At 45.3% G+C, this 13,654-nt stretch carries 10 protein-coding genes; 8 read left to right on the forward strand and 2 right to left on the reverse strand.

What is annotated here, in order from left to right:
- Positions 1-12 precede the first annotated feature (12 nt).
- The 5 genes from ACDQ55_RS11615 to miaA all read left to right on the forward strand — a co-directional run bounded on the left by ACDQ55_RS11615 (position 13) and on the right by miaA (position 4,924).
- On the forward strand, positions 13-1,149 hold the full coding sequence (locus tag ACDQ55_RS11615; RefSeq protein ID WP_420981557.1) for a glycosyltransferase family 4 protein: 1,137 nt from the start codon (positions 13-15) through the stop codon (positions 1,147-1,149).
- Positions 1,150-1,152: 3 nt separating this feature from the next.
- On the forward strand, positions 1,153-1,731 hold the full coding sequence (locus ACDQ55_RS11620; protein ID WP_420981558.1) for an L-threonylcarbamoyladenylate synthase: 579 nt from the start codon (positions 1,153-1,155) through the stop codon (positions 1,729-1,731).
- Positions 1,732-1,793: 62 nt separating this feature from the next.
- Positions 1,794-3,230 carry a CCA tRNA nucleotidyltransferase gene (locus tag ACDQ55_RS11625; RefSeq protein WP_420981559.1) on the forward strand — a complete coding sequence of 479 codons (1,437 nt, stop codon included), beginning with the start codon at positions 1,794-1,796 and terminating at the stop codon, positions 3,228-3,230.
- Positions 3,231-3,333: 103 nt separating this feature from the next.
- On the forward strand, positions 3,334-3,918 hold the full coding sequence (locus ACDQ55_RS11630) for an IS1096 element passenger TnpR family protein (RefSeq protein ID WP_420981560.1): 585 nt from the start codon (positions 3,334-3,336) through the stop codon (positions 3,916-3,918).
- A gap of 103 nt (positions 3,919-4,021) precedes the next feature.
- Complete coding sequence (gene miaA / locus ACDQ55_RS11635; protein ID WP_420981561.1) at positions 4,022-4,924, forward strand: tRNA (adenosine(37)-N6)-dimethylallyltransferase MiaA; 903 nt, start codon at positions 4,022-4,024, stop codon at positions 4,922-4,924.
- 82 nt (positions 4,925-5,006) lie between these two features.
- Here miaA and ACDQ55_RS11640 read toward each other — a convergent pair whose 3' ends face one another.
- Complete coding sequence (locus ACDQ55_RS11640) at positions 5,007-6,584, reverse strand: hypothetical protein (RefSeq protein ID WP_420981562.1); 1,578 nt, start codon at positions 6,582-6,584, stop codon at positions 5,007-5,009.
- Positions 6,585-6,748: 164 nt separating this feature from the next.
- A complete protein-coding gene (locus ACDQ55_RS11645) occupies positions 6,749-7,777 on the reverse strand; it encodes a hypothetical protein (protein WP_420981563.1) in 1,029 nt (342 codons plus the stop codon).
- A gap of 282 nt (positions 7,778-8,059) precedes the next feature.
- Here ACDQ55_RS11645 and proS point away from each other — a divergent pair, with 282 nt between their 5' ends.
- The 3 genes from proS (at position 8,060) to ACDQ55_RS11660 (ending at position 13,350) form a co-directional block, all read left to right on the forward strand.
- Positions 8,060-9,535: a proline--tRNA ligase gene (proS, locus tag ACDQ55_RS11650; RefSeq protein WP_420981564.1), complete on the forward strand. Its 1,476-nt coding sequence runs from the start codon at positions 8,060-8,062 to the stop codon at positions 9,533-9,535.
- Between the two features lie 135 nt (positions 9,536-9,670).
- The gene (locus ACDQ55_RS11655) at positions 9,671-12,592 is read left to right on the forward strand and encodes a histidine kinase (RefSeq protein ID WP_420981565.1); all 2,922 of its coding nucleotides are present in this window, start codon (positions 9,671-9,673) and stop codon (positions 12,590-12,592) included.
- The gene (locus ACDQ55_RS11660; RefSeq protein WP_420981566.1) at positions 12,589-13,350 is read left to right on the forward strand and encodes a LytR/AlgR family response regulator transcription factor; all 762 of its coding nucleotides are present in this window, start codon (positions 12,589-12,591) and stop codon (positions 13,348-13,350) included. Before ACDQ55_RS11655 ends, ACDQ55_RS11660 begins: the two co-directional genes overlap by 4 nt.
- Positions 13,351-13,654 lie beyond the last annotated feature (304 nt).

The raw sequence follows: 13,654 nt of genomic DNA on the forward strand, positions 1-13,654 counted from the left end.
AGAAACAACTTTATGAAAATAGGATTCGATGCCAAGCGCGCGTTCCAAAATGATACTGGTTTAGGAAATTATAGCCGTACCCTTATCTCTTCCCTGGCAAAGGGCTTCCCGGAAGATACATATTACCTGTTTGCACCTAAGCAAACAAATAGGTATGTATTGAACGGCCTTCCAGACCTTAAAGTGGTAGTGCCGGCAAAGCCTGTGCACCGCTGGTTACGTTCGGCCTGGCGTAGCCGCTTTGTGGTAAGTGACCTGCAACGTTACCAGATCAATCTTTACCATGGCCTTAGCCACGAGTTGCCTTTCGGTATCCATAAAAGCGGTATCAGGTCGGTTGTTACAATGCACGATCTTATTTTCGAAAGATACCCGGAGCAGTATAATCCTATAGATGTGCTAACCTATCGGAGAAAGGCGAAGTATGCCTGCCGCTATGCCGATAGGGTAGTGGCCATCAGTGAGCAAACGAAACAAGACCTCATTACCTATTACAATACGCCGGCAGAGAAAATCTCCGTGGTATATCAGAGCTGTGATCCTATTTTTGAACAACAGTGGTCGGATCAGGACATCGCTGCCCTGCGTAGCAGGTACCAGTTGCCGGAGCAATATTTCCTGTACGTAGGATCTTTGATAGAACGTAAAAACCTGTTGGGCGTTGTAACGGCCATGAATATACTGAAAGGGTCATTAGATTTGCCCCTGGTAGTATTGGGTAATGGTAGCGGGTATAAGAAAAAGGTGAAAGCTTACCTGGAAGCCAACGGGCTTACCCAACGGGTGATTTTCCTTAATGAGCAAGTGCGCCTCGAAAACAAGGAATTGCCCTTATTGTACCAGGGGGCTGCTGCCTTGGTTTACCCCTCTGTTTTTGAAGGTTTTGGTATCCCCATCCTGGAAGCGCTATGGAGTGGTACGCCGGTAATCACTTCCCACGGCTCCTGTTTTGCTGAAACGGCTGGGGAAGCGGCATTGTACGTAGATCCGCTGGTGCCGGCATCTATTGCAGATGCCATGAAGCTGGTGGTGGAAAACCCTGCCCTGGCACAGCAGCTGCGGGAGAAAGGGCGGCAACATGCGCAACTTTTTACACCGGAAAAATGCGCCGCCGCTATGATGAATGTATACAGGGAACTTACTCAATAAATAATGAACACAGATAATTTCGAAGTGGATCTCAGCGCCGCGTTGCCTGTGTTGCGCAATGGCGGATTGATCTTGTATCCTACAGATACTATCTGGGGAATTGGCTGCGATGCCACCAACGAAGCGGCTGTGCAACGGGTGTTTTCCCTCAAAAAGCGTAGCGAGAGCAAAAGCCTGGTGGTATTATTGGCAGATGTAAAGGACTTGCTGACGTATGTGGCCAACCCCCGTCCGGATATAGCGGATGTGATAGCGGGCTTCGACCGCCCAACTACTGTGATCTATGAGGGTGCACTAGGCCTGGCGCCCAATGTGATCAGTGACGATGGCAGCGTAGCGATCCGTATCGTGAAAGATACTTTTTGCCGCCACCTGATCAAACGGCTGCGCAAGCCCCTGGTGTCTACTTCTGCGAATATCAGCGGCGCTCCGTCGCCGGCTCGTTTCAATGAGGTGTCTGAAGAGATCAGGAACGGAGTGGATTATGTGGTGAAATACCGCCAGGAAGAAGCCGCCTCCACTACCGCTTCCCGTATCGTCAGGATAGGGAAAGACGGATCAATAGCGATTATCCGGGATTAAAATCGTTTATTTATTACCTTTGCGCCCTGCGAAAGGAACAAGTTTAACAGGAATTTTTTTATATGATCAGCAGTAAACCGTTAGATATACCCTGCTCCCTGCAGGAAAGAAAAGTACTGGAAAAGATAGCATTGGCTGCCCACGAGCTGGGAGTGCCTGCTTATCTGATCGGTGGCTTTGTGCGGGATAAACTGTTGGGAAGGAAAACAAAAGACATGGACATTGTGTGCGTTGGCGATGGAATCGCGCTCGCACATAAAGTAGCAGCCAGCTTTGGTGACAACGTTCCCGTTAGTTTCTTCAAAACTTATGGCACTGCCCAGGTAAAATGGAACGACCTCGAAATAGAATTTGTTGGCGCCCGGAAAGAAAGCTATCGCCAGGAATCCAGAAATCCCGAAGTATCTGTAGGTACACTGCAAGACGACCAGAATCGCCGCGATTTTACGATCAATGCAATGGCTATCAGCCTTAAAGACGAAGATTATGGCTCCCTGATGGACCCGTTCGACGGACTCGGTGACCTGGAAAGAAAGATAATACGCACTCCATTGGAGCCAGCACAAACCTTTAGCGACGATCCACTCCGTATGATGCGGGCTATCCGGTTTGCTTCACAACTGCAATTTACCATTATCCCAGACGCTTTTAAGGCCATCCAGGAAAATGCAGAACGTATCCGGATTATTTCCCAAGAAAGAATTACGGATGAGCTCAATAAAATAATGCTCTCCGCTAAACCCTCTGTAGGACTGGATCTACTATATAAAGCAGGCCTGCTTAAGATCATTTTTCCCCAAATGACCGACCTGGTAGGTGTAGAGATGTATGAAGGGAAAGGCCATAAAGATAATTTTTATCATACCTTGCAGGTAATAGATAATATATCTCAAAATACCCGTGATTTGTGGCTTCGTTGGGCAGCACTGTTACACGATATCGGAAAGCCGGCAACAAAAAAGTTTGAACCGGGCCATGGTTGGACTTTTCATGGTCATGATGCAGTGGGAGGTAAAATGGTGCCCCGTATATTCACCCGCCTCAAACTGCCGATGAATGATAAGATGAAGTTGGTGAAGAAATTGGTAGAATTGCATTTACGGCCCATCAGCCTAACCAAAGAGAATATCACCGATTCGGCTATCCGTAGATTGTTGTTTGATGCAGGAGATGATATCGACGGTCTGATGATGCTGTGTGAAGCGGACATCACTTCAAAAAATAAAGCCAAGGTAAAACGCTACCTGGAAAATTTTGAATTGGTGCGTAATAGGTTGAAAGAAGTGGAAGAAAGCGACCGGATACGTAATTGGCAACCTCCTGTTACCGGCGAAATGATCATGGAAACCTTTGGGCTGAAACCAGGCAGGATTGTTGGTGATCTCAAAAATGCCATCCGGGAAGCTATTCTCGACGGCGAAATCCCAAACACCTACGACGCGGCATACGCTTATTTGTTGGAAAAAGCGGGCGCATTGAATCTTAGCCCGGTTAAATAAAATTGGTAATTTTACGTCACCAATAATCGCAACCACCAGCATTTGTAATCAATCGCTAATAGCGGACCTGTTTAATCATTATATAACTTATAACCTTTTTGTCATGCCGGTTTTGAAATTCAGAGTTTACTGGGAAGAAGATGAAAGTGTCTATAGAGACATTGCCATTAAGCCGAATCAGACGTTTTTAGCATTTCACCAAGCCATTTTGCAAGCATTCGAATTTGATTCAAAGCATAAAGCTACCTTTTTCCGTAGCAATGATAACTGGCAACGCGGCCGGGAAATCATCCTGGAACCAGATAACCAACCCCGTAAGGCAGAGCCTTTACTGATGGCAGATACTATGATTGCTGCTGCAGTTAAAGACCCTAACCAGAAATTCATTTATCTCTACGATTTCGCAAAAAACTGGTCTTTCCTCGTAGAACTGATCGGCGTATCTAAAGATGAAAATAGCAAAATAACTTATCCTGCCTGCGTACGCAAAGAAGGATTGGCGCCTAGTCAATATGGTACCAAAGGCCTGGTAGGGGATAAGCTGGTGGAAATGGAAGAAAAATATGACCTCAACAAGGAAGGAATGGATGCCGACGGCTTCGGAGAAGAAGGAGAAGAAGGAGAAGGAGAAGAAAACGATGCAATGGGTGGGGAAGATTTCGCAGGCGAAGAAGAGAATAATTATTAATACGTCCGTAAAAAGGTGAAATGCATAAAAGGACGCAAAGGAGCAGGATCACTTCCCTTTGCGTCCTTTCCTATCTTTCTGCCTTTATGGGCCATCATACACCATGCAAAAAACTATTATCATCATCGCCGGACCTACTGCTTCCGGTAAAACAGCGCTCTCTGTAAAAATGGCGCAGCTGTTTAATACAGCAGTAATCTCTGCAGACTCCCGGCAATGCTACCGGGAAATCAGCATAGGTACTGCAAAGCCTTCTCCGGAAGAACTCTCGGCAGTGCCTCATTATTTCATCAACTCTCATAGTATCCGGGAAGAAGTAAATGCAGGCATCTACGAAAAATTAGCCCTGCAATACGCTGCAGCAATATTTGAACAGCACGATGTAGCGGTGATGTGCGGTGGTACGGGCCTGTATATACGGGCTTTTGCAGAAGGTATCGATGATATGCCCGATATTTCTCCCGGCATCCGCGCACACCTTAATGAGCAATATGCCCTGCATGGTTTGCACTGGTTGCAACAACAGCTGCAGGAACGCGATCCCGGTTTTTATGCAACTGCCGAAATACAAAACCCTCAGCGCCTGATCCGTGCCCTGGAAGTGCTGGAGGCCACCGGAAAGTCTATCACCGCCTTTCGCAGCGCTACCCGCGTGCAACGGGATTTCAATATCATAAAAATTGGTATCACACTGCCTAAAGAATTGTTGCACCATAATATCCATTACCGCGTAGATCAGATGATCGCTGCCGGCCTGGTGGAAGAAGTGCGCGCTGTTAACCCTTACCGAGAGCATAACGCCCTGCGTACCGTTGGTTATCAGGAAATCTTCCAGTTCCTGGACGGCCACCTTTCCCTGGAACAGGCGATTGAAGATATTAAAACACATACCCGCCAATATGCCAAACGGCAACTGACCTGGTTCCGGAAAGACAAAGCCTTCCAATGGTTTGATCCCCGCGATACCGGTAATATCCTGGAATATGTGCAACAAAAACTGCAGTAGGCGGCTTATTTCCTGGGCGTAAAAACAAACAGGGCCGGCCATGCTGCCCAGCCCTGTTAGCTATGATTCAGTAAATATTCTATTAAAACTTAAACCCTACTGTTAGCAGAATATTGCTCCGGTTATAATCTATTGTTGCAGGAGGAGGAGTTATGCTGGCATCTTCAGTCACGTAAGGACGGTAGTTACTGGTTAACTGGGCGTAACTGTAGGTAAGATCTGCATAGATACCTTTGGACCGTATACCCAGCCCACCGCTGTATACTTTACTGGAAGCGTCTGCGCCGGCGTTGTAAGCGTCGTTGCTGTATGGGTTGCCATAAGCGGCGAAGCCTGCACGGACAGCGTATAAGCTGGCAAATTTCAGCTCGGCGCCTACCCGCACATTAGATACGGAAGTATATATTGCACTGATATTACTGTTCAGCGCACGCTCATATGCCCGGTCGTCGCTCATTTTAAATTTGGCAGACGACTGGTTTACATATTCGTAATCGGCAGTGATGAAACCCTGTAATTTTTTAGGATTGGTGATATCGCCAAAAAAATAGGAGGCGCCACCTAATAAGCGGAGAGGCGTTACATAATTATAATCATATAATTTGGGTCCGCCGTCTTCGGTCAGCTGATTTGAGTTAACGTATACTTCGCCGCCAAAATCTTCTGTGTTGGCGGTGATATCGGCAGCGTAACTATCATGCAGGCTATAATAGGTAGGTGTATGGAAAGCGCCGCCTAATCTGAACCGGTCGGAAATTTTGTAGATAATCCCGATTTTGGCCCCGATCCCAATACCATTGCGTTTCAGGTAATTATTATAATCGAAATAACCGAACTGGTTGTTATGATTAGTTTCTTGCCTGTCGTCTTCCGACCAGGAAAAGGTTTCTTTATAGTTGATGCTGGGAATAGTAATGGTAGCTCCTATATACAACCGGTCGCCGTAATTGGCGCCCATCGCAAAGGCATATTCGTTGAGCCCCCCTTCTTTGGTAAGTGTACCCCGCTGGGTAATGCCATCTGGCATAGGACTGGTGCCAGGCGCATTTCTACGTGGGTCCGCAAAGCTTAAACCGCCAAAGCCTTTTGAGGTAGTGAGTGTATCTATCAGGAAGGATTGATAACCCAAACTGGCGCCGGTTTCATCTCCATATGAAAAATATTTAAGAGACTGGCCTTGTAATTGGTCTACCCAGATATTGCTGTAAGATGAGTTGAGGTTTACGCCGGCGATGGCTATTTTACTATTATAGTTAGCCATTCTGTTCATTCCCAGGGAAAAGGTGAAATTGTTCCAGCTGCTGGCGCCGCTGGCCCTGTTGTTAGCGAAAACTACGCCTATATTGGGAAGTTGAAAATTAGTTTTATTACCGGTATTGTCTGCTGAACCGTTGCCGAGATAGGTAGAAGAAGTGTTGGTGATACCTACACCAGCGGTAAAGAAAAATTCTCCTGTTTTAAACATCCCGATTCCTGCCGGATTTATGTGGGCGGATGAATAATCTCCGCCAAGGCCTACTCCTGCTCCGCCCAGGGCCTGGGTTCTTGCAGTTCCGTAAGGCTGCATAGGAGAATAAAGTAAAGCATCGTTGGAGCTCTGGGCTGCAGCTGTTATAGATACGAACAACCCACCTAAAAGAGGATAAAGTCTTTTAATCATAATTTCTTAGTCTATAAATGATATTTACTTTGCAGGCAATGGTACAGTTGCTAGCGTGTTTGGCAATTTGTATAACGTGAGATATGGGCAAAACGTGTGGCCTGATAAAAAATAAGCGTAGGTTTTTAGGCTACGCTTATCTTGTAAACTTTTTGATATGCTTATCAACGGCCTCCTCTGCTAGGACGAGAGTAACCACCTCCGCCGCCTCCGCCACCTACACGACCGCTACCAGAGCTGGGAGTGTAGCTAGGGGTAGAAGAAGGAGTAGGGGTAGGTCTGCTATATTCCGTTCTTTGTGGGCGGGAATAGCCGTTGTTATTATTGTTGTTCTGGTAGTTGTTATTAGTTGGTCTGGTTACTGGTCTTTCAGAACCGGACTGCTGGAATATCCTGCGTGGTCTGTTATTGGACGCATTGCTCGGATTTACATATCCGCCGTTGCCGCCGCCATTAACCGGTTGCAGGGTGGCATTTCTTACCGGACGGGTGTAACCGCCGCCGCCTACACTGCCGCTATTGCTGTAGGAACCGGTTCTGATAGGACGCTCGTTGGCTGCTCTGGATGGACCATAGGAAGGACGGTAATAGCCGTAACTGCCATGTCCGTAATAACCGCCATGTCCGCCGTAGTAACCGCCGCCATAATAAGAATAAGGATAGTAATAAGGTGTATAATAAGGCCAGTAGCTGGCATATGGATAACCCCAACCACCATAAGCACCACTATACCAAGGGCTATAGAACCCGCCACCGAAGCCCCAACCCAGGCCAATGCCCAGAGAAGGACCATAAAAGCTGCTATAAGGGCTGTAAGCCAGTCCAAAACCGCTCATCCCCATACCATAATAGCTGCTCATATACATGCTGGAAGCTGCATTATAGCCATCCCAGTAATCACCTGAATAAGTGTTGCCAGTGCTGCCGAAACGGTTGATACGGCGTTGATAATCACCCTGGTCGTCGTCCTGATAAGTTACATAATTACCGTCGCCTTCAGCACCTTGTACGTAGTTGGCATCATTTTCATCCTGACGGCTGTTGCCGTTTGAACCGTTGCTGGAGGCATAGGCGCGCTGCTGCTGACGTGGAGAATAATAAACATCGTCCGGTGTCTGAGCCGTTTTATAGGTACTGGAACAAGCTCCCAGTGCGAGCGATGCAGCCAGTCCAATATATAATATAGGCTTCATTTGAAATATATTTTAAGCGTGATTCGTGTAGTAAATTTACTTCTTTTTAACGTATTAAACAGTGCTAAAGTTACAATAACACATTTTACCTTATATTATTTTATGATAACTGTTTGCACAGTTATGTTTTTCATCTATGTTTGTGGCATTTTCTTCTTTCATACGAGGACAAATATTAAGCCAATTCATCCTTTAGCAATAGCTTGAACCGGTTTATTTTATCAGGATAATTTTAAGTAGCATTAGTTTTAAACTAAGGAGATATAAATAAGTAATATTTTTATGAGTAAAGAGATTACAGCACGTTCGAAAGACTATTCACAATGGTATAACGACTTGGTATTGAAAGGCGGTCTGGCAGATTATTCTGCTGTAAGAGGTTGTATGGTGATCAAACCATACGGTTTTGCGTTATGGGAAGCCATGCGCGACGTACTCGACCGTAAATTTAAAGACACCGGCCATCAGAATGCGTATTTCCCGCTGTTCATCCCTAAAAGCTTTTTAAGCAAGGAAGCCGCCCACGTGGAAGGCTTCGCTAAAGAATGTGCAGTAGTTACCCATTATCGCCTGAAAAACGACCCCAACGGGGGGGGCGTAGTGGTAGACCCCGAAGCAAAACTGGAAGAAGAACTCATTGTTCGCCCTACCTCTGAAACAATTATCTGGAATACTTATAAAGATTGGATACAGTCTTACCGCGATCTGCCATTGCTCATTAACCAGTGGGCCAACGTAGTACGCTGGGAAATGCGTACCCGCCTCTTCCTGCGCACAGCCGAATTTCTCTGGCAGGAAGGCCATACGGCCCATGCTACCGCAGAAGAAGCCATTGCAGAAACACGGCAGATGCTCGATATATATGCCGACTTTGCAGAAAACTATATGGCTGTTCCTGTAGTACGCGGCGTGAAATCACCCAGCGAAAGGTTTGCTGGTGCAGTGGATACCTATTGCGTGGAAGCGCTCATGCAAGACGGAAAAGCCCTGCAGGCAGGTACTTCCCACTTCCTCGGACAAAACTTTGCCAAAGCGTTCGACGTACAGTTCTCCAATAAAGAAAATAAACTCGACTATGTTTGGGCTACTTCCTGGGGAGTATCTACCCGCCTCATCGGTGCGCTTATTATGGTGCATAGCGACGACGAGGGATTGGTGCTGCCGCCTAAAATTGCCCCTGTTCAGGTAGTGATTGTGCCTATATATAAAGGACCCGACCAAAAAGCAGGGCTCGATGAAAAGGTAAATGTGATCGTAAAAGAGCTCAGGGATGCCGGTATCCGCGTAAAATACGACGATTCCGACAATAACCGCCCAGGTTGGAAATTTGCTGAATACGAAATGAAAGGTGTACCCGTTCGTATCGCTATTGGCGCCAGAGATCTGGAAAACAACGTGGCAGAAGTAGCCCGCAGGGATACCAAAGAAAAAATGAGCCTGTCGCTCGATGGCTTATCAGCCCGTGTACAAGCCCTGCTGGAAGAAATACAGCTCAATCTTTTTAATAAAGCTGCCACTTACCGCGATAGCCATATCACCCGTGCAGATACCTTCGAAGAGTTCGTGAAGGTATTGGATGAAAAAGGCGGATTTGTATCTGCCCATTGGGATGGTACTGCCGAAACAGAAGAACAGATCAAGGAACGCACAAAAGCGACCATCCGCTGTATCCCGCTGAACAATCCGCAGGAAGATGGTACTTGTATCCTAACTGGCAAGCCATCCAAAGAACGGGTGCTGTTTGCAAGAGCATACTAGAATTTTATCCTGTTATTTAGTGAATGGATTATTTTGTTGGCAACTCCTGTAAAATACCCAGTCACTAAATAACAGGACCTTAGCTTAGCATTGTCCCTATTGGAGATTAAACCATCAAATGATCTAATGCCCTTAATGCGTTACATAATGATATGGGGGCTGGTTTTCTTTTGCACTGTTACTACCACCCTTGCCCAAGGGCTGATGATCCGTAACTATAATGTGAAGGATGGCTTGTCCAACGCTACTGTTTATGCTGCGGTGCAGGATAAAGATGGGTTTATTTGGTTTGCCACCCCAACAGGCGTTAGTAAATTTGATGGAAAAAGGTTCAGGAATTACGCTAAAAAAGATGGCCTCACGGATAACGAGGTGGTAAAACTGGCCGCCGACTCTAAGGGCAGGGTATGGTTTTTTACCCTCAATGGTAAGCCTTCGTTCTACGATAAAACCGTGATCCATAGCGAAGAAAATGATTCTTCCCTCGGCTTTAACAGCCGTAGCCACTATATGCAATATGCTTTTGAGGGCAAAGGCGGTTATATCTGGTTCCTCAATACCAATAACCGCATTGTTCAGTACAATGGCAAAAAAATCGTTTATGATAAACTCGGCGCTTCAGGGTCCGATCTTTTTTTCCTGATGCGCAACGACAGCATCTTTCATCCCCTGCAAGCTTCCTTTCACCTGGAAAGCGTAACAGATCCGAATAACCCTTCTCAGAAAATATTTCCAGTTTGCCCATACCCGTTAAACGACCCGGCATTGCGTACCCGCGTAAATAATAATGCCAATGTGATTATCCGCAATACCGTATATTCTTACACGTCTAAAGATGCGATCTGCTTTTTTAATGGGGTAGATTGGGGCATCCACGATGATATCAGTCATATTTGTATAGATAAAGATAACCTCTGGGTAGGTACCCAACGGGCGCTTTACTTCCTTAAAGGCTACTTTAAGAATGAACATAAGGTAATCCGCCTGTTAGACAACCATTTTATTACCTCTCTGCTCAAAGACCGCGACGGTAATATCTGGATCACTACTTTTGGCGATGGGGTATATAACATCCCCAGTAAGAATTTCTATTTCAGTTACCTCGATAATACCAACGGCCTGGTTTCACACTCCATTTTCAGCATCAGTAAGGATAATAAGAACGACCTGCTGTTGATTGGCCAGAATGCAGGCATACTTAATACCATAGATGCGGAAAACAATATCCGCGCTTTTACCCTTGATACTTCTTCCGGCCGTAACAGCGTACTTACCATCCTGCCGCATGGCGATGATAACGTGTTAGTAGGTACCGATAACGGACTATATAATTTCAATACCGTTGCCAAAAGATCGTCGCTCCTTACCGCTGTGAAAATGCTGAAGGATGTAGATATTGCCCCATCTGGTAAAATACGTATAGCCGCTAAAAACCAGGTAATTGCCCTCAATGACTATACCATCGCCGACCTGGATATGTTGGTAACGTCTATTGCCAGTATCAACGATTCAGCTTATTATGTAGGCACCAACAATGGATTGTATTTCTGTACAGACAGCGATCGCCAGCTGGTGCCCGCCGGTGAGGATACTTTGCGGAAGGTAAGTATCAAAGACCTGAAATGGATTGATGGCTCCCTGTGGATAGGTACCAGCGATCAGGGCATCTACGTAATGCACCACGATACGGTGGTAAAACATCTCTCTACCGCCAATAACCTCGCCAGCGATATTTGCCAGCAATTGTATTACAATGCTGCCGGACATTTATATGTGGCCACCAATCACGGTGTATCGGAGATAGATGTGAAAAAACAGGTCATTACCCGCAATATCACTTCTAATGATGGTTTGATGTCGGATGATATCCGGGGAGTATATACTGATGGAGATATCTTGTATATCGCCACTTCCAACGGATTATGTTATTTCAATGCCGATCATATTCCGGTAGATACAGTGCCGCCGGTTATCTACCTGAATAATATCCGCTACGGCGACAGTACTTTTCTGGCCATGAACGATTTTGTGCACCTGTACAAGCGGAAAGCGTCCTTTGAAGCCGAATTCGGCACCATTGTGTTCGATTTGCCAGACCTGGTAGAATACCAGTATAATTTTTCGGGAGATACTACCAATGGTTGGGTGACTACCATGTCTAATATCATTCCCTTCCCCGACCTGCAGCCGGGCGACTATAAATTAATGGTGAGAGCCCGTAAGTATAAAAGCGACTGGTCCAATACCCTTACCCTGAGCGTAAATATAATGCCCCGCTGGTACCAGCAATGGTGGGCCAGGGGTATCTTGCTGCTGGCTGGCCTGTTATTGGTTTTGGTTGTGCTGCGCTATATCATCCGCCGGATTAAACAGGCAGAGAAACGGAAAACAGAATACAATCGCCGTATTGCCGAGCTGGAAGCCAAAGCGCTTACTAACCAGATGAACCCGCACTTTATTTTTAATTCCCTTAATTCTGTGCAGCACCTCATCCTGGAAAAAGAAGAAAAGCAAGCACTGAACTTCCTGGCAGATTTTGCGACCCTTATGCGGCAAATGCTCAACAACTCCCGTAAATCCTATATTTCACTGGAAGAAGAGATCGCATTCCTGACCCGTTACCTCGAACTAGAAAAGATCCGGTTTGCACATTCTTTTACTTACCACTTCACAATGGAAGAAGCATTGAAGGACTATACCATCTATATTCCTCCTATGATTATTCAGCCAATCGTGGAAAACGCCATTAAACATGGCCTGGCGCCTAAAAATATCAGCGGTTATATGGAAATCCGGTTGGAAATGGTGGATGATTTACTATATTGTTCCGTGGATGACGACGGTATAGGTTGGGATAAGTCAAATAGCATTAAAAGTTCACGCCTCATTAAGCACGAGTCGACTGCACTTAGCGTGATTAAAGAGCGTTTGCAGATTATAAAATCTTTTAATGGAAGTGTTGGAAAGTTAGAAATTATTGATAAATTTAAATCTGATTTCGGCAATAAGGAAGGTACCTTAGTTGAAATACTGATTCCCATTGTTAAGATGTTATGAGTAATATTAAAGCTGCCATTGTAGACGATGAAGTCCGCAACATCCATATTTTACGCAATATACTGGAGAACTACTGTAAAGATGTAACAGTTGTTGGTGAAGCGCAAAATATTAATGAGGCGGCAGAAATGATTAAGAATAACCCCATTGATGTTCTGTTTCTTGATATTGAGATGCCACCACACAATGGGTTTCAGCTATTGGAAATGTTTCCGATATTGAATTTTGAAGTCATTTTTATCACCGCATTTCAGGAATACGCGTTGCAGGCTATTAAGTTTGCAGCGTTGGACTATCTGTTGAAACCAATTAAGGTAAGTGAGGTAGAAGACGCCCTCGAAAAGGTAAAAAAGAGCAAAAAAGGCAGGCTCAATGAATTAGCTTCTATCCTCAAAGACTACGTAAAAAATAACGATAACGCTTTCTCCAAAATAGTTATACCCGTAAATGACGGGTATAATGTAATTGACCTGAAAGATATTATCTATTGCGAAGCCTTTGATAGCTATACGAAAATCCAGCTGATTAATAACGTTTCACACCTGATCTCGAAATCGCTGAAAGAATACGAGGAAATGCTCTCCGATAAAGGATTTTACCGGGTGCATAAATCTTTCCTCATCAATATCCATCATATTGTGAAGATTATTAAAGGGCTGGGAACTGCCGTAGTAATGAGCGATCAAAAAAACATCCCCATTTCTTCCCGTAAAAAAGACGAATTCTTTACCCAGTTGAAAGGAGTCATCAACCTGTAATGTTTAATGTACTGATATAATTGAAAAGGCTGTCTCAAATGTATGAGATAGCCTTTTTAGTCGCGTACCTGCCACCCAAAACACTGCTTATTGCCTGGCAAAAGCCCGGTTTTTCATTTACGCTCACCCCCGCTTTTCTAGCTTTCCCTAAGTGAATCTATTCTTTCGCGGAATATTGGAAAGTAATGCCATATACTTATATTATTTTCATCATGGGTTTTCATAGATATGGCTAATTGCATGTTCCGCCTGTTCAGGCATTACGTGTATGACTTAATGGAAAAAGTCCCGCACCGGTAATTCG

Origin of the sequence: Chitinophaga sp. 30R24 (genome assembly GCF_049056765.1) — a bacterium.
GTDB lineage: Bacteria > Bacteroidota > Bacteroidia > Chitinophagales > Chitinophagaceae > Chitinophaga.

What these genes read in the sequence shown, in the direction of transcription:
- ACDQ55_RS11615 (WP_420981557.1), top strand. Translation starts at nt 13, where the DNA reads ATGAAAATAGGATTCGATGCCAAGCGCGCGTTCCAAAATGATACTGGT.
- ACDQ55_RS11620 (WP_420981558.1), top strand. Translation starts at nt 1,153, where the DNA reads ATGAACACAGATAATTTCGAAGTGGATCTCAGCGCCGCGTTGCCTGTG.
- ACDQ55_RS11625 (WP_420981559.1), top strand. Translation starts at nt 1,794, where the DNA reads ATGATCAGCAGTAAACCGTTAGATATACCCTGCTCCCTGCAGGAAAGA.
- ACDQ55_RS11630 (WP_420981560.1), top strand. Translation starts at nt 3,334, where the DNA reads ATGCCGGTTTTGAAATTCAGAGTTTACTGGGAAGAAGATGAAAGTGTC.
- miaA (WP_420981561.1), top strand. Translation starts at nt 4,022, where the DNA reads ATGCAAAAAACTATTATCATCATCGCCGGACCTACTGCTTCCGGTAAA.
- ACDQ55_RS11640 (WP_420981562.1), bottom strand. Translation starts at nt 6,584, where the DNA reads ATGATTAAAAGACTTTATCCTCTTTTAGGTGGGTTGTTCGTATCTATA.
- ACDQ55_RS11645 (WP_420981563.1), bottom strand. Translation starts at nt 7,777, where the DNA reads ATGAAGCCTATATTATATATTGGACTGGCTGCATCGCTCGCACTGGGA.
- proS (WP_420981564.1), top strand. Translation starts at nt 8,060, where the DNA reads ATGAGTAAAGAGATTACAGCACGTTCGAAAGACTATTCACAATGGTAT.
- ACDQ55_RS11655 (WP_420981565.1), top strand. Translation starts at nt 9,671, where the DNA reads ATGCGTTACATAATGATATGGGGGCTGGTTTTCTTTTGCACTGTTACT.
- ACDQ55_RS11660 (WP_420981566.1), top strand. Translation starts at nt 12,589, where the DNA reads ATGAGTAATATTAAAGCTGCCATTGTAGACGATGAAGTCCGCAACATC.